At 42.1% G+C, this 20,881-nt stretch carries 21 protein-coding genes; 13 read left to right on the top strand and 8 right to left on the bottom strand.

Annotated elements, in window-relative coordinates:
• Positions 1-5: 5 nt before the first annotated feature.
• Positions 6-1,085 carry a nickel/cobalt transporter gene (locus tag BUB22_RS14655; RefSeq protein ID WP_083535572.1) on the top strand — a complete coding sequence of 360 codons (1,080 nt, stop codon included), beginning with the start codon at positions 6-8 and terminating at the stop codon, positions 1,083-1,085.
• Positions 1,086-1,108: 23 nt separating this feature from the next.
• Here the strand turns inward: BUB22_RS14655 and BUB22_RS14650 are convergent, their stop codons facing one another.
• From BUB22_RS14650 to BUB22_RS14620, 8 genes are all read right to left on the bottom strand, one after another.
• Positions 1,109-1,966: a tRNA 2-thiocytidine biosynthesis TtcA family protein gene (locus BUB22_RS14650; protein ID WP_073116319.1), complete on the bottom strand. Its 858-nt coding sequence runs from the start codon at positions 1,964-1,966 to the stop codon at positions 1,109-1,111.
• 5 nt (positions 1,967-1,971) lie between these two features.
• Positions 1,972-2,394 carry a ZIP family metal transporter gene (locus BUB22_RS14645; RefSeq protein ID WP_254794761.1) on the bottom strand — a complete coding sequence of 141 codons (423 nt, stop codon included), beginning with the start codon at positions 2,392-2,394 and terminating at the stop codon, positions 1,972-1,974.
• Between the two features lie 25 nt (positions 2,395-2,419).
• Positions 2,420-2,587 (bottom strand): hypothetical protein, encoded by a 168-nt coding sequence (locus tag BUB22_RS16790; protein WP_175547308.1) that lies wholly within the window; start codon positions 2,585-2,587, stop codon positions 2,420-2,422.
• Between the two features lie 179 nt (positions 2,588-2,766).
• Entirely contained in the window at positions 2,767-3,777 is a 1,011-nt protein-coding gene (locus BUB22_RS14640; protein WP_073116302.1) for a virulence RhuM family protein, read from the bottom strand.
• Positions 3,778-3,884: 107 nt separating this feature from the next.
• Positions 3,885-4,217 (bottom strand): BrnA antitoxin family protein, encoded by a 333-nt coding sequence (locus BUB22_RS14635; RefSeq protein ID WP_073116301.1) that lies wholly within the window; start codon positions 4,215-4,217, stop codon positions 3,885-3,887.
• Positions 4,218-4,398: 181 nt separating this feature from the next.
• A complete protein-coding gene (locus BUB22_RS14630; protein WP_073116300.1) occupies positions 4,399-5,241 on the bottom strand; it encodes a tyrosine-type recombinase/integrase in 843 nt (280 codons plus the stop codon).
• Between the two features lie 159 nt (positions 5,242-5,400).
• On the bottom strand, positions 5,401-6,093 hold the full coding sequence (locus BUB22_RS14625) for a hypothetical protein (RefSeq protein ID WP_073116299.1): 693 nt from the start codon (positions 6,091-6,093) through the stop codon (positions 5,401-5,403).
• On the bottom strand, positions 6,083-7,438 hold the full coding sequence (locus BUB22_RS14620; RefSeq protein WP_083535571.1) for an AAA family ATPase: 1,356 nt from the start codon (positions 7,436-7,438) through the stop codon (positions 6,083-6,085). The genes BUB22_RS14625 and BUB22_RS14620 overlap by 11 nt, the downstream gene beginning before the upstream one ends.
• Positions 7,439-7,884: 446 nt before the next feature.
• Between BUB22_RS14620 and BUB22_RS14615 the strand changes: the two genes are divergently transcribed.
• From BUB22_RS14615 to BUB22_RS14565, 12 genes are all read left to right on the top strand, one after another.
• Positions 7,885-8,850: an NAD-dependent epimerase/dehydratase family protein gene (locus BUB22_RS14615; protein ID WP_073116297.1), complete on the top strand. Its 966-nt coding sequence runs from the start codon at positions 7,885-7,887 to the stop codon at positions 8,848-8,850.
• A gap of 1 nt (position 8,851) precedes the next feature.
• Entirely contained in the window at positions 8,852-9,976 is a 1,125-nt protein-coding gene (locus BUB22_RS14610; protein WP_083535570.1) for a glycosyltransferase, read from the top strand.
• Between the two features lie 53 nt (positions 9,977-10,029).
• The gene (locus BUB22_RS14605; protein WP_073116296.1) at positions 10,030-11,580 is read left to right on the top strand and encodes an oligosaccharide flippase family protein; all 1,551 of its coding nucleotides are present in this window, start codon (positions 10,030-10,032) and stop codon (positions 11,578-11,580) included.
• Positions 11,577-12,737 (top strand): Coenzyme F420 hydrogenase/dehydrogenase, beta subunit C-terminal domain, encoded by a 1,161-nt coding sequence (locus tag BUB22_RS14600; RefSeq protein ID WP_073116294.1) that lies wholly within the window; start codon positions 11,577-11,579, stop codon positions 12,735-12,737. Before BUB22_RS14605 ends, BUB22_RS14600 begins: the two co-directional genes overlap by 4 nt.
• On the top strand, positions 12,728-13,324 hold the full coding sequence (locus tag BUB22_RS14595) for an LbetaH domain-containing protein (protein WP_083535568.1): 597 nt from the start codon (positions 12,728-12,730) through the stop codon (positions 13,322-13,324). Before BUB22_RS14600 ends, BUB22_RS14595 begins: the two co-directional genes overlap by 10 nt.
• A gap of 147 nt (positions 13,325-13,471) precedes the next feature.
• The gene (locus BUB22_RS16470) at positions 13,472-13,987 is read left to right on the top strand and encodes an acyltransferase (RefSeq protein WP_175547307.1); all 516 of its coding nucleotides are present in this window, start codon (positions 13,472-13,474) and stop codon (positions 13,985-13,987) included.
• Between the two features lie 2 nt (positions 13,988-13,989).
• Positions 13,990-15,135, top strand: a complete 1,146-nt coding sequence (locus tag BUB22_RS14590; RefSeq protein WP_073116316.1) for an NAD-dependent epimerase/dehydratase family protein — start codon at positions 13,990-13,992, stop codon at positions 15,133-15,135.
• A 40-nt stretch (positions 15,136-15,175) separates the two neighbouring features.
• A complete protein-coding gene (locus BUB22_RS14585; protein WP_073116292.1) occupies positions 15,176-16,333 on the top strand; it encodes a polysaccharide pyruvyl transferase family protein in 1,158 nt (385 codons plus the stop codon).
• A gap of 8 nt (positions 16,334-16,341) precedes the next feature.
• Positions 16,342-17,439, top strand: coding sequence for a glycosyltransferase WbsX family protein (locus BUB22_RS14580; RefSeq protein WP_073116290.1), 1,098 nt, complete (start codon positions 16,342-16,344; stop codon positions 17,437-17,439).
• Between the two features lie 13 nt (positions 17,440-17,452).
• The gene (locus tag BUB22_RS14575) at positions 17,453-18,541 is read left to right on the top strand and encodes an EpsG family protein (RefSeq protein WP_073116288.1); all 1,089 of its coding nucleotides are present in this window, start codon (positions 17,453-17,455) and stop codon (positions 18,539-18,541) included.
• Complete coding sequence (locus BUB22_RS14570; RefSeq protein ID WP_073116286.1) at positions 18,531-19,691, top strand: glycosyltransferase; 1,161 nt, start codon at positions 18,531-18,533, stop codon at positions 19,689-19,691. The genes BUB22_RS14575 and BUB22_RS14570 overlap by 11 nt, the downstream gene beginning before the upstream one ends.
• Position 19,692: 1 nt before the next feature.
• The gene (locus tag BUB22_RS14565; RefSeq protein WP_073116284.1) at positions 19,693-20,760 is read left to right on the top strand and encodes a glycosyltransferase family 4 protein; all 1,068 of its coding nucleotides are present in this window, start codon (positions 19,693-19,695) and stop codon (positions 20,758-20,760) included.
• Positions 20,761-20,881: the final 121 nt, after the last annotated feature.

Below are 20,881 nucleotides of genomic sequence, written 5' to 3'. Positions count from 1 at the left end.
TTGGAATGAAAAAGTCTATTGTATTTTTGCTTGTCCTTTTGCTTGCGGTGGCTGCCCCGGCGGCTGTCAAGAAGAAACGTTTTGACGTGGGCGGGGGCGATGCGCCTGCCGCGACGGAAGTGGTAACGCCTGCTGAAGAATCTGCTTCTGCTGTGCCGGAGACTGCTGCGGAACCTGCTGTTGAAAAAACTGCGGCTGTTGTGCCTGCGGCGGGGCCTGAAAAACCAGCGGAAAAAACGCGGTCTCTCTATACGGTAATTGCGGAGGAACAAAAGGTCCTTCGCGAAAAGTTGACGGCGGCAATTTCGGCCATGAAAAGCGGCGAGTGGGATGCCATCTGGAAGTTCCTTTTCATCTGCCTTGTGTACGGCATGCTGCACGCGCTTGGCCCCGGACATGGCAAGTCGATTGTTGTGGGTTACTTTATTGCGCGTCGGGGTCGCTGGCGGCAGGGTGTTGCGCTTGGCGCAGGCATTACCGTAACGCATACGATGAGTGCTGTTCTGCTGTTGCTTATTTTGTATGCAATTTTCAAGGCGACCGTGTTTAATGCGTTTGAGTCTGGTCGCATCGGAATTGAACGGGCGAGTTACGCGCTGATTATGCTCACGGGTGTATTGCTGGTGGTGCTTGGAATTCGCGATGTGATAAAGTCGCGCAGGGGCTGTGAATGTGCCGCTCGGATTGTAACCGCGGAAGGTGCTGCTGCAGGGTCTGCCTGTGTGACGGGAACCGCGCAAAACGGGATGCTCCCGCCGATTGCCCGCTGGCGTGAAATCATCGGTGTCGCTGCGATTACGGGAATTGTGCCTTGCCCGGCCGTGGCGCTGATTGTGCTTTTCTGCCTGCTGAATTCTATGGTAGCGTTGTCGCTATTGGGAGCGCTTGTCATTTGCATCGGCATGACGATTACGAATGTGGCCTTCGGTATAGCCGCAGTCGCTTTCCGCAAGGGAATCGACAAGGGGAGTGCCCACACGCGTATCGCTACAAAAATATACACCGTCGCGACTCTCGCTGGCGGTATCATTATCTTTATTTCGGGACTGTTGCTGTTTACGAACCAGTTCGCAGGAAGAGTGTAGGTAACATCTACAACCGTTAAAAATTACCCTTTCTGCGGTTCGCGATTTTCGTAGTCTTCCAGGAACGAATGCAGTTCGCCGCCGGACTTGTAGCCGGGAAATGTTTCGATGCAAACGGAGTGCAGGCTGTTGAAAATGCTCTTTTCGATGTTCGGGTTTTCGCGCTTGAGACGCTTGATGAGCGTCTTGATTTCTTGGCGCTTGCTTATGTGTTCGTCTTCGTTTTCGGCGCACTTTTCGGTAAAGCGGCAGGCGCACTGGATAAACTGTAACCCGTTGTATTTTACCCAGTTGATGATGTCCTGTTCGTTGATGCAATACATGGGGCGGATGAGCTCCATACCGCCGAAATTCAGGCTGTGGAGTTTGGGCATCATGCCTTGCAGTTGCGAACCGTAGAACATCGCCATGACGGTGGTCTCGATGACATCGGAGAGGTGGTGGCCCAGCGCAATCTTGTTGCAGCCCAGGTCCTTTGCCTTGTGGTAGAGGTGGCCGCGACGCATCTTGGCGCAAACGTAGCAGGGGGAACGTTCGGTGTTGTTCGCCACGTCGAAAATGTTCGTCTCGAAAACAGTGATGGGGATTTCCAGGAGTTTTGCGTTGCTTTCGATTTTCTGGCGGTTGATTTCGTTGTAACCGGGGTCCATCACCAGGTATTCTACGTCGAATTTCACGTCGCTGTGGCGGTGGAGCATCTGGATGAGTTTCGCCATAAGCATGGAATCCTTGCCGCCGGAAATGCAGACAGCAATTTTGTCGCCCTCTTCGATGAGTTTGTAGTTCTTGATGGCGGTAATGAACGGAGTCCAGAGCCTTTCACGGTATGTCTTCGAAATGCTCCGTTCTACGCTTTGGACAAATGAAAGTTCTCGTGCCATTTCCATTACCTTTTCTTATTCTGCACCGTTGCCGCCTTTTCGCGGAGTTCATCGGGAGTGCCGCGCTGGCCGTTAAATGCGAGTTCCGTCTCAGAGAGTTCGATGTACAGACCCTCGGGCGTGGCGCTACCCAAATGCAAGTGCGGCGTTATTTTGTCTAAAATGTACAGGAACAGGATGCCGGCCCAGAATCCGACCGTCGCCGGGATGAAAGCGAGTTTGCCCATCGATTCGCTCGCGCTGATTGCGGGCAAAAGCAGGCTCCAGACGGAGGCTGCCACCATGACGCCCGCCGCAAACGAGAGAAGACCCCGCTTGAGGTTTTGGCTCATCTGTTTGCGCATAAAGAACACGCATGCGGCCCCCAAGACGGTCCCTAAAAACGGGATGGCAAGACCTTGCGCAATTTGTAATATGGGCTCGTTCATGCATTAAAAGATAGCATAATGCGTATCAGTGTGTCGAGATTATTTCTAGGTCCTTGATGTCGCGGCATTCCGCCGTGGGCCTGTACATCTGCAGCTTGCGCAGGTGGGAGAGGTATGTGTCGTAGGTGTATTTCGACAGCGTGCTCGCCTTGGATTCCACAATCGCACGCGTCTCGGCGTAAAAGTCGCTCATTGGTTGCCCCCTATGGCTTACATGCGTTCAAAAGCCATCGTTTAGATTGTCTCTGTACAAATGTCATCTAGAATCTTAGATTTGAATTGAACAATCCCAAAGTCCTAAATCGTTTTCAGTAATGTAGAAATCCTAAATATGACTAAAAAGTGTGGAAAAATCAGAATTTTCTGACTTTTTTACGTCTTGTATTCTGCGATAGACTCCATCAACTTATCGAAGTCGCTTTTGTAATTCGCGTCGCGGATTATCCTGAATTTGTCGTATTCGCCTTCCGCGAAGGCCTTGGCAATTTCGTGTGTGACTTTGCCCTTGTCCTCGAGAATGTCGCGCTCGTTGAATTGGAGAAATGCGTTTAGCTTTTCCACCCAGTCCTTCATATACATGACCTGGCCGCGTTTCGCCTGCAGTTCGGCGAAGTCCAGATACATGGTGACAATCCTGTTCAGGGTGTCAATTTCTTCTTGCGACAGGTAGTTCTTGGCGATGGAAACGTCTGGCTTGCGTATGTCGCCGTTGGGGGCGTTTTTCCATGTCGTGAGCCCCATGTTCACCTTTTTGCTGTCTGCACGTGAGTATATGATTTCTGCTGCGGTCTGGTGTGTTACGGCGTAGTGCATCTTGTTCTGCACCGTTGCGAAGAAATCCTGCGTAATTTGGCTGTCAGGGCTGTAGTCTGCGCTGCATCGGGCGTAGATGTCCGTGATTTTTTGGTAAAAACGGCGCTCGCTAGCCCGGATTTCGCGGATGCGTTCTAGCTGCTCCTCGAAGTAGTCCTTGCCAAAGAAGTTCTGCGGATCCTTCAGGCGCTCGTCGTTCATGGCGAAGCCCTTGATTATGTATTCCTTCAGGACTTGCGTCGCCCAGATGCGGAACATGGTCGCCTTTTTGGAGTTGATGCGGTAGCCTACTGCGATGATAGCATCGAGATTGTAGATGTTGACGAACTTTGTTTGTTCCTTGCCAACCATCGCTCCATGGGGAGTGGTAGTTTCCATTTTGGAAACTACCACTTTTTCGTCCAATTCGCCATCGGCAAAGATATTCTTCAGGTGTTTTGAAATGGCCGCCTTCTGCACATCGAATAGTTCGGCCATCTTGGCCTGGGTGAGCCATAAGTTCTCGTTTTGTAACAGGATTTCGACCTTGACTTCTGCATTATCGGTCTTGTATAGTAAAATTTCTTTCATACTACACAAATGTATACTATTTTTGCGTGACTGTCAAGAGGTTCCTTAAAAATTTTCCAATAAAGAAGCCCTGGAACTATTGTTTCAGGGCGATGAGGAAAGTTGCCTTAGGCGACCTCTATGTCAAGTTTTCCTTCTGTGTACCGCTTGACAACGGAATTGAGTAATGTCTGGTAAGGTATGCCCACGCGTTCGGCTTTTGCCTTGAATGCCTCCAGGACGCCGGGGTCGAAGCTTGTACCGACCTTGGACTTTCTCGCTTTTTTTGCTGCACGTTGCTTTGAGGCCGCAATGGCCTTAGTCAGTGCGCCCGGTCCGCTAAACGAAAGACCGTTCTTCTCGGCCCACTTGTGATCCGCTAGTTCTTGGGCTTCGGTGCGGTTCTCGAAGTATGCGGCCTTTTTGGCTGCGTCTCGCTCGATTTCGTCAATTTTTCCCATTGTTTGTCCCTCAACTTGAAAGCGGTTGTCTACAATATATGATATTATCTAGATAATGTCAAGATTTATTTTAAGAAAAGACCTTGTCCGAGCCCGGTGCTGGAGCGCCTGCTGTGGACCAGCCCTGCCGGAAGCTCGAAATTATGCCGCCTTGCATGTAATTTTGTTGCCCGAAGCCGCGTCACCCTGCCGGGACGTTTATCTTGAACTTCTCCATTTCGCGGTCGATGACCTTGTTGGAGTAGTTCGCGTAAATGAGCGTCGTCTGGATGTTGGCATGGCCGAGCACCTTAGATATCACCTCGATGGGCACCCCGAAGGAGACGCACGAGGTGGCGAAGGTGTGACGCGCGATGTGCGCGTGCAGGTGGCTGTGGAAGTCCAGCTTCTTGGCGGCGGCGCGGAGGTTCTTGTTGAACGTGGAGTTGTCCACCACGTGCAGGGCCGTCTCGCCCGTGCCCTCGAGAAGGGCTAGCGCCTGGGCGGGGATCGGGATGTAGACCTGCGCGCCGGTCTTCTGCGTGAAGATGCGTATCTTGCCGTTGTGGATGTCGTGCGGGGTGAGCGCCCTGAGGTCCGAGAAGCGCAGGCCCGTGAAGCACGAGAAGAGGAACGCCCGCAGCGCCTCGCGCTCGGAGAAATTGAGTTGCTCGGAGCGTTCCCTGAAGCCGGAGTACAGCTTTTCGAGTTCGTCTATTTCCAGGAACTCGCGGCGGTTGCGGACCTTCTTGAGCGGAAAGTCCCGCATGGGGTCGCGGCGCATCTTGCGCCTGCGGAGCAGTTCCCTGATGAACATCCGGAGTATGGAAAGCGAGCGGTAGATGCAGCCGGCGCTGTTCTTGCGCGCGTGCATGAAGTCGATGTAGCCGAAGACGAACGCCTCGGTGATGTCGCGGCATTCCGCCGTGGGCCTGTACATCTGCAGCTTGCGCAGGTGGGAGAGGTATGTGTCGTAGGTGTATTTCGACAGCGTGCTCGCCTTGGATTCCACAATCGCACGCGTCTCGGCGTAAAAGTCGCTCATTGGTTGCCCCCTATGGCTTACATGCGTTCAAAAGCCATCGTTTAGATTATCTCTGTACAAATGTATACTATTTTAACGCGGCTGTCAATAGGTTCCTAATTTTTTTTTACTGGAATCTTTTTGTGCCCGCCGCCCTTGTACGGAGTTGCGTTTGGCATATCAAAGATTGCTGTTCTTGTAAAACACCTGGGCGTTTTCTGCATTGCGTACTCCGGATTGACTGGCCGTTCGTGCGGGGATGTTCGGGTACTGGGTCACCAGATCGCTGCTTTTTTCGTAAGCCACCCCGACAACGGTGGCTTCGCTCGTCTTTGGGGTCGAAACGATAACTATATGCAATGTCTTGTCCTTATATCGGCGTAGATAAAAGTGCTTGTCGTTCCCTTCTGCGATAATTGCAGGGTGTTTTAAGGTTTCTACAATGCATCCTGCATATTGTGCTCGCCGAGTATCAAAATGGTATTCATGTCCACCGCATAAATGCTTGGCTCGGAATTCCAAGGTTCTTTGCTCGTTTTGCTCGCGCTCTTGCTTTTCGGGGTCTCGGTCAGGAACATCTAAATGAACGGCTACGCCGTCTGGCCCGACAACGATCGGATTTCTCACAAGAAGGTCCTTCACGGCAGAAACTAGGTCGGGCTCTCTCTTTTGAGGCAATATAGGTGCGGGAACACTTTCTGCCGGAATAAAGGGTTTGACCGACTTCAACTGAAAGCCTTGCTTGACATCGGCCCACGAGGAACAAGGGGTCTTTTGCGTCTGAATGGGTTTAGGTGCAACAAGAGCCTTTCTGTTGCTCTTGCGGTGTAATCCTGCGATCAGCTCATTGAATCTTTTCTCGTCATTGCCCATCCGATTCCTCATTGGCGTAATCAAACAGGTTTGCGTAAGACTCGATATTCGGTACGCCACCAAGGCAACCGTCGAGGTACAGTTTGGGCAAGTTGCGGTCCTTGCGAATCTTGGCTTCCTTTATAATGAATTCGTCAAGAGAGGATAGTTCTGTCGATCCAAATTCCGCGCTCCGTTCGGCAATCCAGATTTCATCGCGGCGCAATACGTCTTGGTCCATCTGCTCTATGTCGTGGTTTGTTAACACCAACTGCGAACGAGTATCCTGGTTCCTGGTTTCAAGGAAAGAGGCTAGCAACTGTTTTACAAGATTGGTGTGCAGGCTTCTGTCCAGTTCGTCGATGACATAGCAACAGTCCGAACCGATTGACACGAGATCATTGAAGGCGGGGAACAAGTGCAGGCATCGACGTGTGCCGTCGGAATTTTCGGAAATTTCAAATGGGACTAAGGTTCCGTTTGTTCCGCGGTGATACGAAATCATCTTGTAACACTTTAGTTCGCCGTTCAGGAATTCAAATCGATAAAAATCGTCATTGTTTCCCATCGCCAGGACATTGATCGTTCCCGAGGAGAGGGTTCTTACGATTTCGGCGATGTAGTCCTTCGCAAAGAAGTTGGAATAGTCGTTGAACGGCTTGAAGTCGATTTTCTCGATACTCGTGTCCAGCTTGTGCAGGACCATGGAGAGTTTGTCGGTCGGCATGGTCTTGTCCGTAAAGCGGATAAGACGACTGGCAGGCGTAAGCACGACAAGCTTGAAGCGGAACCAGAAATAAATTTTTTTCAGCTCTTCAAGGCCGGGAACGTCCTGAATCTGCATGTAAGACAATGCGAGCCTTTGCCTGAGCGTGCCCTGGATTGCATTGCGTGCCTCCTTGGGCATAGAAGATTCGAAATTGAAAGCGTTGCTTTCGTCGCGTTCGAATACGACCTTCAGGCGTTTGCCGCGTGCACGTTCCAGCTTCTCCCAGGCAACATAGCCTTCGGGGGTGAGAGCGAAACGGTAGTGGTACATCTGGTCGTCAATTGTAAAAGTGAACTCGAACTCGCTATTTTTGGAAGAATAATCCGGATCGATTCTAAACGTGTCCACCATTTCCTTGTGGTAGGGGTCGAAATCCGTAGAGGTAATCTGCCCCACCGCGAACTCGATTGCCTTGACCAGGTTCGACTTGCCTGCCGCGTTAGCGCCAAAAACAACAGCGATGGGGAGCACGTTCAGCTTGTATTCTGGTAAATACTGAATGTGGTTCGCGTGCTGTTTCTCCTTGCTCGCAATCATGGACAAGGATGTTCTGCCTTTGAAGGATTTCCAATTTGAAACGGTGAAATTCAGTAGCATTTTGTTTCTCCGATATAAAAAATAACAAATAATTTCCAAAAAAGCAACATTTTGTGAGAAAATTTCTCGCAAAATGCGTCTTTTTTAAGATGAAATTACCGCTGAATGGCGTGTGTGTCGCTTTTCTACGGTTGTCAATAGGCTCGTTATTTTTTCCCGAAAATTTTTCCCAAGTCCCTGCCGGAAGCCCGAAATTATGCCGCCTTGCATGTAATTTTGTGCTTTCCCCAGCCATATGCCGCATGACCCCCTTGTAACAATTCCGTAATTTTCTAAATTTATACGCAATACGCAATTTGTGGTAACGGACATCACGGATTGCCGCACATTGAACGGACGAGACCCTCGCGATGACGTTGACTAGTGACTTTTTGTTTGCCGGACCGCACCCCGCAGTTCCCCGTAGACTGAGGAAGGCTTTATAACCTGGGCTTTAATGGAGTAATATGCAGTTCAATCAGTTCATTATTTTCGGTGGATGCGGCTTTATCGGGACGCACACAGCGAACCTTCTCCGCGAAAAGTATCCGGACGCAAAGGTCTATATTGCGGATTTGCTTGCTGATGGCTCGGAATTCTCGCAAAGGGTCGACGTCCGCCAGCCGATTTCTATGAGCGGCGAATTCGGCAAGGATACCCTGATTTTTAATTTCGCGGCGATTCACCGCACGCCGGGCCATCCTGACCACGCATACTTCGAGACGAACATCCGCGGTGCGGAAAACGTCTGCGATTTTGCCCGCAAGCACGGCATCAACAACATTGTTTTTACCAGCAGCATTGCTCCGTATGGGGCCGCCGAAGACCTGAAGTCCGAAGACACCCTCCCGACTCCGAACACGCCTTACGGCATTTCCAAGTTGGTGGCTGAAAAGATTCACAGAGAATGGGCCGCTGAAAGCGCCGATAGAAGGCTCTCCATCGTGCGTCCGGGAATCGTGTTCGGTACCGGTGAACACGGCAACATGACCCGCCTTTACAGGGGCCTCAAGAGCCACAAGTTTGCCTATGCCGGCCGCAAGGATACCATCAAGGCGTGTATCTATGTGAAGGACCTTGCCCGCGTGATGCTTGCCATGGCCGAAAACGAACAGGCCGACAGAATTCAGTTGCACAACTGCTGTTACTATCCGTCGTTTACTATCGAGCAGATTTGTAAGACGATGCTCAAGGCGACCGGGATGCGGCGCTGGATTCCCTTTATCCCGCGTAAGCCCATGATGGCTGCCGCGACCGTATGCGGAATTTTTGGGGGCTTGGGCCTCGGCATTTGCCCCGCCCGCGTGAAAAAGTTGATGGTTTCCACCAATATCAACGGAAAGAAATTATCCGAAAACTACCCGCTTAGTTACACGCTGGAAGAGGCCTTCCGTGATTGGTACAAGGACTGCAACGGGAAGGGACTGGAATAACGTGGCAGACCGCATCAAGATAATGTTTGTTGCCCAGGCGTATCCTGGCGGTGTTCCCGTATATATCGAAGAGCTTGTCAAGCACCTTGACAGGACAAAATTTGAATGTATTTTGGTCTGTTCGCATGCTTATGAAGAAGAACGATTTGCACCATATTTTAGTGCAATAGAAAAGGTAGGGATGGAACGCTCTATAAGTGTTTCCAAAATACTGAAACCAGCTTGGGAAACTCGAAAACTGATAAAAAAGTATAAGCCCGATGTTGTTTACTGCAATAGTAGCATAGCTGGGGCTGTCGGCCGATTGGCTGCAATTGGTTGTGGAGCGAAGGTGCTTTATAATGCCCATAGTTGGGCGTTCAATATGCGGATTAGCAGTAAGAAGAAACTTTTTTACCGTCTAATTGAAAAATTCTTTGCTTTTTTTACCGATACCATCATTTGTGTGTCTAATTACGAAAAAACATCTGCTTTACAGAATCATATTTGCAAGCCGGATAAGTTGCAAGTGATTTTGAACGGTGTGGATATTGAACAAATTGAACAAAGAATTGCAAACTCTACGCTGACGCGTGCTTCCTTGAATATCCCTGAAAACGCCTATATTGTCGGCATGGTTGGTCGCATTTCGGAGCAAAAGGCCCCTGATATCTTTGTTAAGGCTGCTCGGAAAGTGAAGGATGCTGTTCCCAACGCATTCTTTATGATTGTCGGGGATGGTCCTGATCAGGAAGAAATCGAAAAGATGATTTCTGATTTAGATTTGAAGGATTCTTTTTTGATTACGGGGTGGACAAAACAAGCGGTAGAACATTTGGCTTTATTTGACGTCGCTGTTCTTTGCTCTCGCTGGGAAGGCCTGCCTCTTGTTGTGCCTGAATATTTTGCGGCAAAAAAAAATGTTGTTTGTACGAAAATTGACGCTGTTGATGATATGATGGAAGATGGTGTGAATGGATTTGTCGCGAGTGTTGATGAAGTTGCGGTGATTGCTCAAAGGATAATATCGTTTAAATGCGATGATGAGAAAAAAGTGCTTATGGCTGATCAAGGGTATTTAATTGCAAAATCTCGATTTGATATAATGCAAGAGGTGAAGATCTTTGAAAGTTTTGTCATGAAATAGTTCGGGAAAAAATCGTTTTTTTATTGTCGTAACATTTGATTTAGAGTTTCCGTGTGGCTGCACTATCGCATACATCGCAAATACATAATAACAAACGTATAGCAAAGAATGCTTTATTGCTTTCTTTTCGTTTGTTGATTACAATGTTTATTGGCTTGTATACGAGTAGGGTTGTTTTACGAACTCTTGGTGTAGAAGATTATGGTGTTTATAATGTTGTCGCAGGCTTTGTTTCTATGTTTAGCCTGCTTACAGGGTCTTTGTCAAGTGCAATAAGTCGTTTTTTTACCTTTACTCTTGGAAAGGGGGATGCGAAAAAATTAAAAATCGTCTTTTCGACGAGTGTTTTAATTCAATTTATCATGGCTTTGTTTGTTGCGTTGGTTCTAGAAATTGTTGGATTGTGGTTTTTAAATACGCAACTTAAAATTCCTGAAGTGAGGTATTCTGCAGCAAATTGGATTTTTCATTTATCTGTACTATCTTTTGTTGTGAATCTTATTAGCATCCCATATAACGCAGCTATTATTGCTCACGAAAAAATGAATGCTTTCGCGTATATAAGCCTTCTTGAAACGTTTCTAAAATTGCTTATTGTTTTTGTTTTAACAGTCTTGCCTTTTGACAAGCTTATTGTGTATGCGGTCTTACTGGTGTTAGTGTCTGTTTTTATTAGATTTGTGTATGGGTGGTATTGCAAACGAAATTTTGAGGAATGTTCTTTTGCGCTTGTCTTTGATAAGAGAATGCTTGGTGAAATGACTGGCTTTGCTGGGTGGAATATGCTAGGTAATGCGTCGACCATTTTAGGAACCCAAGGTATAAATGTTCTAATGAACATTTTCTTTGGTGTGGTGACAAATGCAGCTCGTGGTGTGACAAATCAGATTGAAGGGATTGTAAAGCAATTCGTTTCAAATATTACGACGGCTATCAATCCACAAATAACAAAAGCCTATGCAGAAGAGAATTATGAATATATGAATACGTTGATTCGGAAAAGTGCAAAATATTCGGCATTTTTGATCCTTTTGTTTGCGGTGCCGCTTTGGTTTGGGGCGGAATATGTTTTGGGCTTATGGTTAGGCAATTATCCAAAATATGCAACGATTTTTTTAAGATTAGCGTTGTTAGGAATGCTGGTTGACTTGTCGGGTAATTCGCTGGCTGTGGCAGTATGGGCTTCTGGAAAAATCAAAAAGTATTATATTAATATAGGAACAATAGGAATGCTTGTTCTTCCAATTACATATGTGTTGTATAAGATTGGTTGCCCTCCTTATTATTCTTATTTGTCTTATATATTTATTTATTCTGTAATTCAAATAGTACGACTTTTCGTAGCTAAGTCAGAAATTCCGTTCAAAATACTGCCGTATGTAAAGGAAGTCTATATAAGGTGCATCTTAGTTGCTATGGTTTCGGTGACAATGTCTTTTATTCTGTATTTTTTTATTGGTTACGAAAGTACAGTAAAAGCGATTATAATATTGGGTGCTGCTTTTTTTTCTGTTCTCGCTTCTGTATATACTTTGGGATTAGATTGTTCTGAACGACAATTTATAAGGAATAAATTTTCGATTGTTTTTGGGAAAAAGAGATGAATGCTGTGATTGAAAAAAATAGTTGCTGCGGCTGTGGAGCATGTTATAGTGTTTGCCCCAAAGATGCTATCAGGATGCAACTGGATGGCGAAGGATTTGAGTATCCATTTGTAAATCAAGATACTTGTATTGAATGTGGCTTGTGTAAAAAAGTATGCCCAATTCTACAATATGAGAAAAAAAATGAAAAACGGATCTCGAATTGTACTGTACAGGAAGGGCTTGTTGCGAGAAATAGAAATTATGAGCAAAGACTTTCTAGTTCTTCGGGTAGTATTTTTCCGCCCATTGCTGAAAATATTTTGGCTCAAGGAGGAATCGTTGTTGGAGCCGCGTTTGATGGTGAATTTAATGTATGCCATCGGATAGTTGAGCGAGCAGAAGATTTACCGCTATTGCAGGGGTCAAAATACTTGCAATTAAAAGCCGATAAAGAAACGTTTCGTTATATAAAAAGGGAACTAATGGGGGGGAGGAAAGTTCTTTATTCAGGAATGGCTTGCCAAGTGGAGGGAATAAAATCATTTTTGCAGAGAGATTTTGAAAATTTTTATACAATTGATTTGATTTGTATGGGAATACCCTCTTATGTGGTTTGGCAAAAATATCTAAAAGTTTTTTTTCCGGAAGAGAAAATAAAATCGGTTAATTTTAAAGAAAAAAGTGTTGGATGGGATTCTTTTGTATTCAGAGTAGAAACAGAAAAACGTGTTTTTCAGGAGCGGGGTATGCATAATTTGTATCTTCAGAGTATGTTTCGTTCGTGGAATATGCGTCCTTCGTGTTTTCAGTGTCCTTTTAAAAAAATACAACGAATCAGTGATTTTACAATATCAGATGCATGGGGTGTTTATAAACAAACTCCTCAAATCAATGATAATAAGGGCTTGTCATCTGTCATTATTCATAGTTCCAAGGGGCTTGAATTGTGGAATAGCGTGAGAGACCGTTTTGACCAGGTGCCTGTTAGCATAGATGATATTGCAAAAGGGAATTCGAATCTTGTTTCAAACAAACACCAATCAGGTAATAGAAAACGTTTTTTTCGCATGTTGGAGAAAAATCCGAGAAAAGCATTTGGAAAGTTATGTTCTGTAAATAAAAAATCCCTCGTTGGTCGTATTTGGGGCAGAATAAAGAGGTTGTTATGCTTGTGAAAAAACTGTTTACATTGAAGTATTGGTGTCTTAATTTGAAACAATTTCGAGATGATTATAGTTATGATTTAAAATTTAATGCGTCATTTCGAGGAAAAAAGGAATTGTCAAAAGATGATTTAAAATTGCCTCAAATAAGATATTTGAAGTATTATAGAAAAGCACAAATGGCAAAGGGAACTTTCCTTTCGTGGTATTATATGAGGAAACTCGTCAAATTTAGTTATTGGACGGGAATTCTACTGTATGAGAATATGAATTTCCCGAAAGGGTTGATTATTGGTCATCCAGGTACAATAGTTGTTAATTCGCATGTGGTATTTGATGGAAATATTATGATAACACATGGAGTTACTATTGGTCGAGATGTGAGGGGTAGAAGAGCTGGAACGCCGAAAATAGGAAAAAATGTTTGCATTCGTTGTAATTCTACGGTTGTTGGAGGGATAACAATTGGAGATGATGTATTAATTGCTCCCAACACATTTGTGAATTTTGATGTTCCCTCTCATTCAATTGTTATTGGAAATCCTGCAACGATTCATCATAGAGACAATGCCACAGAAGGTCATATAGGCAAGGTGTAGAAAATGTTAGTTCGATCGATTCTGAAAATTATTAAAATTTCAAATTGGAATATTGGGTGTTTATGGCATAATTTATATTACAATTTCTTTTGTAAATCGGTGAAAAGAACAAAAAATGCATATATGTTTATATACCCTCATACGATCATGTCTGTTGACAAGAAAGCGTCAATCGAATTGCATGGGAGTTTGTATTTGGGGATTAAATCAATAAAAGGAAATCGTCAGACATCTAAATTTCTAATGAAACCGCATGCGAAATTTGTTGTAAATAATTTATGTGAAATACTAGATTCGTTTGATATTCAGGTTCATTCTAATGGAAATTTTTCCATTGATTCGTTTCATTCTAATGTTTGTTTAGAAGTATCCTGTGGTAAACAAATTTCGATTATAGGAAATGTTATGGCGGGTCGGCATGTTCGTTTGAAGGATTATAATGGCCATTGGGTGTCATATGAAAAATATCCTTTTTCTTCGCCAATAATAATAGAAGATCACGTTTGGCTTTGTACAGGATCAACGATAAATCCTGGGGTGAAAATCGGAAGCGGATCAGTTATAGGCGATAATGCTAATGTAATTGCAGATGTTCCGCCGGGAGCATTTGTGCAAGGAAATCCTGCAGAAGTTGTTTTTTCAAATGTAGAATGGAGTAAGTGAAAATGAAACTATTGATTATTGGGGGAACGGGTATCCTAAGCACGGCTGTTGTTAACGAGGCTATAGGCCGGGGCTTTGATGTCACAATGGTAAATAGAGGGAAAAATAAAATTTTTGTTAATCCTGACGCAGAATTGATTGCCTGTGATATTCGAAAAGATATGGCTCGTTTGCCGGAAATTCTGCAAGGGCGTAAATTTGATGCTGTTATAGATTTTTTGATTTGGACAAAAGAACAATTGAAATTGTCTTTAGAGGTTTTAGGCAAACTAACAAGTCAGTATGTATTCATCTCCTCTGCGCAAGTGTATAATACATCGATTAGTCAGGAAAAAAATGAACAGTCAGAGAAACCTCAAAAATTATGGAAATATAGCATTAATAAATATGAGGCAGAGGAATTTTTAAAAGAGTATTGCTCTGCACATGATGTTAATTATACCATAATTCGACCGGGAGTCAATTATGGCGACACAAGAATTCCGTATGGAATGTTTCCTGTGATTGGATTTCATTGGACTTTTGTTGAAAGAATACGAGCTGGCAAACCTATTGTAACCTGGAATAATGGACAAAATAGATTGAATTTAACCCGTGTAGAAGATTTTGCAGTGGGGGTTGTTGGGCTTTTGGGTAAAAAAAGTGCATTGAATGAAGACTTTAATGTTGTTGGAGATAATGTTTATTCTTGGATGGATGTCTTGACGACGATGTCTGATATTTTAGGATTGGAATTAAAAACAGTTGATGTTCCTGTAGATTTTTATGCCCTATATCTAGAAGGAGATCAGAAAGAGAGTTTAGTGGGCGGGCGAGCATGCGACTTGGTTTGTTCTAATGAAAAACTGAAAAGAATCGTCCCAGATTTTAAGACAATGTATGATTTGAAAGATGGCTTAAAAAAAACGTTGGATTTTTATCAGAGAAATAATTATTATAAAGGCTTCGATTATCACTATGATGCATTGCAAGATTTGATTATAAAAGATTTTTCATCTTTAAAATACCATAGAAAAATAAGTGGACTTAAATTTGTTGATTATGACAAGAAGGGTCTGAAGAATAAATTAAGAAATTATTTGTGTTATCAGAAAAACTTTCATAGTAATTCATGGTTGATAAAGGTGCTTTCTAGTTTAAAAAAGTAAATATTTGATTCTCTTTTTTTAAGTGCAAAGGAGTTGCTGAGTGAAGGTTCATTTGTTATTACACTTTGATGGTGGCAATCGAGGTTGTGAAGGAATTGCTAAGGGTACTGCGGAACTACTGCACTTCCCTTCAAAAGCAATGATTGCGTATAGTAGGGATTGTAAGGGCGATGCAATTCTTGGGATAAATAAATGTTATACCTTACGAAATGTTTCTTTGTCTTTTTTTCAGAAAGTTCGCAGAAAGATTTATTCAATATTTGTAAAAAATCGTGAGAAACAAAAAAGTTTTTTTTATAACCTTTGTTATCTACCTTTCTTAAAACAAATGAATAAAGAAGATGTGTTTCTCTCTACGGGGGGGGATATGCTTTGTTATGATGATAACGAAGTGATTTTCACCAATGATTATCTTCATAAAAAACGAATTAAAACGATTTTATGGGGGTGTTCTATGGGGCCAAAAAATTTAACTCAAGCGAAATTGGATACATTAAAAAAATTCTCAAAAATTTATGCTCGAGAATCGTTGACGTATAATTTTTTTCAAAGTTTAGGATTAAAAAATGTTTTTTTGTATCCAGATCCTGCTTTTTCCTTGAACCCAGAACCATGTGAATTGCCGAGTTGCTTCCTCGATAAAAATGTCATTGGAGTTAATGTGAGTAAATTTGTTGCTGGCGGAAACACGATTGAAACTCACTCGGCTAAGCAACTTTTATGTTTTTTTGATCATGTTTTGAAAAAAACAAACTTGCATGTTCTTTTGGTCCCGCATGTATTATGGGATGATCAGAATGATTACGTCTTGTCCTCCTTGATCGAAAGAAAATATGCAAGTACTGGTCGGATTTCAATTCTTGATTCAAAAAAATTAAACTATTGCCAAATTAGATATGTTATTTCAAAATGCCGGTTCTTTATTGGGGCTCGGACACATGCTGTAATATCAGCCTATTCAGAATGTGTTCCGACGATTGCTTTGGGATATTCAATAAAATCGCATGGCATTGCAAAAGATTTAAATCTACCGCCCAATCTTGTTATCGATTTATTATCGGAAAATAATTCTTCTAGTTTATTGGGCGCTTTTGATTATCTTCAATCAAACGAAAGCGAAATTAAGCGGATCTTGCAGGATAATATACCGAGATATAAACGAAAACTTGATTTGGTTAAAGCCACTTTTTTTAATTAGGGGAAAATATGGAAATCATTGCGTTCTATTTACCACAATTTCATCCATTCAAGGAAAATGATGAGTGGTGGGGCAAAGGCTTTACAGAGTGGACTAATGTTGGTAAGGCAAAACCATTGTTCAGGGGGCATAATCAGCCTCGAATTCCAACTGAATTAGGGTATTATGATTTACGGCTTCCTGCTATTCGCGAACAACAGGCTCAAATGGCGCGTGATGCTGGGGTGACAGGGTTCTGTTATTGGCATTATTGGTTGGGAAACGGCCGACGCTTGATTCCGGAGGTTTTTGATGAAGTTCTAAACACGGGAAAACCGAACTTCCCATTTTGTTTAGGATGGGCAAACCATAGCTGGTTTGCAAAAAATTGGAACTCTGATGGAACAACATCAGAAAGAATGTTGGCCGAACAAACATATCCGGGAATTGAAGACGCTGAGTTGCATTTCAAATACCTGCTTAAGGCATTTAGGGATCCTCGTTATATAAAGGTCGACGGAAAACCTTTGCTGTACATTTTTAGACCTAAAGAAGTGCCTCAGTTGTATATTGACTATTTTAAAAAGGCTTCTATACAAAGCGGTTTTCCCGGAATTCTTCTTGTTGGCGAGTTGAAGGGCCTTGAAGATCGCTCTCCATGGATTAGTAAGGGGTTTGATGCAGTTTCGTATCAGCGCTTAACAGAGATTCCTGCATCAGAAAATATTTTTCCTGGGTATTTGTTTATGAAGAAAGTTTTTCGTCGTGTAAATCGGTTGATACGCAATCTTCCGCCACGAATGGAAGATTATGGAAAAGTTTATCAAAGGCTATTGACCCCATTGGAAAAGGAGGATGATGTTTTTCCTGTTTTGCTTCCTCAATGGGATCATAGTCCAAGAAGTGGGCGTAATGGGACTATTTTTATAAACGCAACTCCAGAATCGTTTTATAAGCATGTAAAACAAGCGTTGTATTTGATAAAGAATAAACCGGAAGATAAAAAAATTCTTTTTTTAAAGTCATGGAATGAATGGGGTGAGGGTAATATGATGGAACCTGATATGACGTATGGTAGAGGTTTTATTGATGCTTTGAGAAAAGCTGTTGATGAATATGAGGGATGAAAATTAGCATAGTATGTTCTTTTACTACTATATAGTTTTTTTTATCGTTGCGCTCTATTTGTTTTTGACCAGAAACAAAGTCAAAAATGCAAAGAGCATTTTTTTGCTGACCACGTTTTTATTGCTGATTTTTATTTCTGCCATACGCGCAGATTCAGTTGGTGGTGATTTGGGCCATTATTTGCCTCATTATAAGATTTTCGGCGAAATGCAATGGTCACAATTGTTTGCTCATCGGAGTAAGTATGGTTACACTTTTGCGACGATGTGTAAAATTGTTTATATGATAAATCCAAGTCCGCAATCATTTTTGATAGTTACGAGCTGTTGGAGCTTGATTCCTATTTATTTCTTTATAAAGAAATATTCAGCTAATCCTTTAATGAGCATCTTTATTTATATAACATTTGGCTTTTATACGAATACGTTTAATAGTGTTCGTTCAAGTATTGCATTAGGGATTGGTGTATTATTATTTGATTATGTGATAGAACGAAAATTATGGAAATTTTTGATTCTATTTTTATTGGGGGTAGAAATTCATTATACCTTTTTGCTGTTTGGGGTGATATACCCATTGTACAAGAAAGAAATAACTTTGAAATATATTCTAGTAAGTATAGGTCTATGCTTTGCTATTTCTCAGGTCGCATCAATATGGTCTAACCTTTATGGGATGGCTTTGGCGTATGATGAAGGCGCATATCGTAATCTTAGCCAATCGTCAGGTGGGTATACGTTGCTTGCTTTGATGGTGGCAATTACATTCTTCTTTTTCTTTGTTAGGAAAAACTTTAACAACGTTACAAAAATGTGGATGCATTGCATGGTTGTCGCTTGCTGTGTATTGTGCTTTGCTACTTCACTTACCTTGCTTACTCGTGTAGCAATGTTTTTTTATATAGTGATAGTCGTTCTTTTCCCTGAAGTTTACAAAAGTTTTGCAAATCCGTATCTTTTAAAATTTGGCAAATATGCGATTTTTGTCATGTTCTTTGTTTACTTTTCTTTTTTTGTTATGAAGCCATTAAAAGAATATGACGGTTCGAATAATCAAAGAACAATACCTTATAAAACATTTGGAAGTCAATATGAAATCTAAAAAAATTTTATTTGATTTGAGAATGTGCCAGCCTATACAGCACATAAAATTCCATGGTGGTGGAATCTATGGTTACGTTGTTCTTCAGCGTTTATGTAAAGAGTCGCCGGAGAGCGTTGTTGTTTATTGGGATAAAAAGCGGTATATAGAACCATCGATAAAAGAGATGATTGATGACTTAAATGTAGAATCGATTGATTGTAATGATGTGCCGCTCATAGATGCATTAAGTAAATTTGCTTCCGTTTTTTATTCACCTCTTTATTCTAAGGAATATCTAGCTATTCCTTGTTCTACTTTTGCTTTGTTTGTTACAGTCCACGGCCTGCGCAAACTCGAAATGAATCGAGACGCATACGAAATTCGTTACGCCGCAAATTTTAGGACCAAATTAAAATGCATTGTCAAAAGAACCTTTTTGTACAAGCGACTTTTAAAAAATTACTACAATGAATATGTTGATTTTTTCAAAAGACCAGATATCGATATAATAACCGTATCTAATCATAGTAAATCATCGCTGGAATTGTATTATCCTTTTTTGAAAGAAGAAAAAATTCATGTGTTTTATAGTCCCTCTACGGCAAAGCTACCGTCTCGCGAAATAAAAATGGATTTGCCACCAAAGTTTTATTTGATCATTTCTGCAGATAGATGGTTGAAAAATAGTTTGAGAGCAATCGAAGCTCTTGACAGGGTTTTCTCGTCTAGGCCGAACATGAATGCAAAGGTTGTTGTGGTTGGTGCATCGCCGAGAATGAATATGTTAAAAAAAATAGTTCACAAGGATCGCTTTCTTGTGAAAGATTATGTTGAAAAAGATGAATTAGAAACTTTATTGAAAAATGCATATTTACTTATTTATCCTAGTTTAAACGAGGGCTTTGGATATCCTCCGTTGGAGGCGATGAAATATGGCACACCCGTGATTTCTTCGCCATTTGCTTCCATATCAGAAATCTGTGCGGATGCTGTGGTTTACGCCAATCCATATTCTGTTGATGAAATCGCCATGAGAATTTTATATTTTGAAAACAATAGTGTTTATCAAGAGTATCAGCGTAGGAGTGTGGATAGGTATGCTTTAATTGAAAAAAAACAAGATGAAGATTTGAACAATATGGTCCGTTTGTTGTTGGGGGCTCTATAGAATGAAAACTATGGTTATTTCTTGTGTGTCACTTGCGTGTGGTGGCGCGGAACGAGTCATCTCAATTCTTTCGTCAAAATTTTTAGAACAATTTGACTCTGTGACTATTGTAACGTGGAAGGACGCTCCTGTTTTTTATCAGATTAGTGAAAAAATAAGGATTGTTGTTATTGAAAAAGAAATTTCAAGCTCGAATTATCTAAAAAAGATTTTTTGGTTTCGCTCATTTTTGAAAGAACAGAAACCATCTATTGTTCTTTCTTTTTTGGCTTATTCTAGCATAGGAGTCCTTATAGCACATGCAGGTCTTAAAATGCCTGTCATAATTGCGGAAAGAAATGATCCGAGATACTTGAATGGAGGTCTTCCGATTATTTTGATAAGGAATTTTTTGTATACATTTGCATCTGGAATTCTTGAACAAACAGAGCAAAATAAGCGCTACTTTAAAGGGATTAAGCGGAAGAAGACAAGCGTTATTTATAATCCTATTTTCATGTCTTCAGACCATGTTGGAATAGCTGAAACAGTTGAAAAACAGAATATGATTGTCTCTGTCGGTCGCCTGTTTCCTCAAAAAAATCATAAAATGCTTATAAAAGCTTTTGCGAATGTATATAGGCGTCATCCAGAATATAAGCTGATTATTTATGGAGAAGGACCTTGCCGTAATGAATTGGAAAATTTGATTACCACTCTACATTTAAATCAATGTGTGTTTTTGCCGGGAAATAAATCGAATATATTTAATTTGATAAAAGATGCAAGACTGTTTGTGATGTCCTCAGATTTTGAGGGTATGCCGAATGCTTTAATTGAGGCGATGTGTTTGGGACTTCCTTGTATATCGACAAAAGTGTCTGGAGCAACAGACTTGATAAGCAATGGGGAAAATGGAATACTGGTTTCTATTGGAAGCGAAGAAGAGATGAAAAATGCGATAGAAACAATCATTGAAAATGAAGCTTTAGCGAAAAAAATAAGTCAAAAGGCTTCTCGAATATATAATGAATTGACTGTGGAAAAGATTTCAGGCCAATGGGTTTCGTATATAAACAAATATTTATAGGATGTTGTAAAATGATAAAGAAATTTTGGACCATGCAGGAGTTTAATAAGAGGGTAGCATAAGCTACTATATTCATTGCGCAACCCCAAAAAGGTAAAACAATGGCAAAAGTCAACTACAA

This window comes from Fibrobacter sp. UWCM, assembly GCF_900129735.1.
Taxonomy (GTDB): domain Bacteria; phylum Fibrobacterota; class Fibrobacteria; order Fibrobacterales; family Fibrobacteraceae; genus Fibrobacter.
The sequence above is the reverse complement of the archived record's forward strand: the minus strand, read 5'-3'. Positions and strand labels throughout refer to the sequence as shown.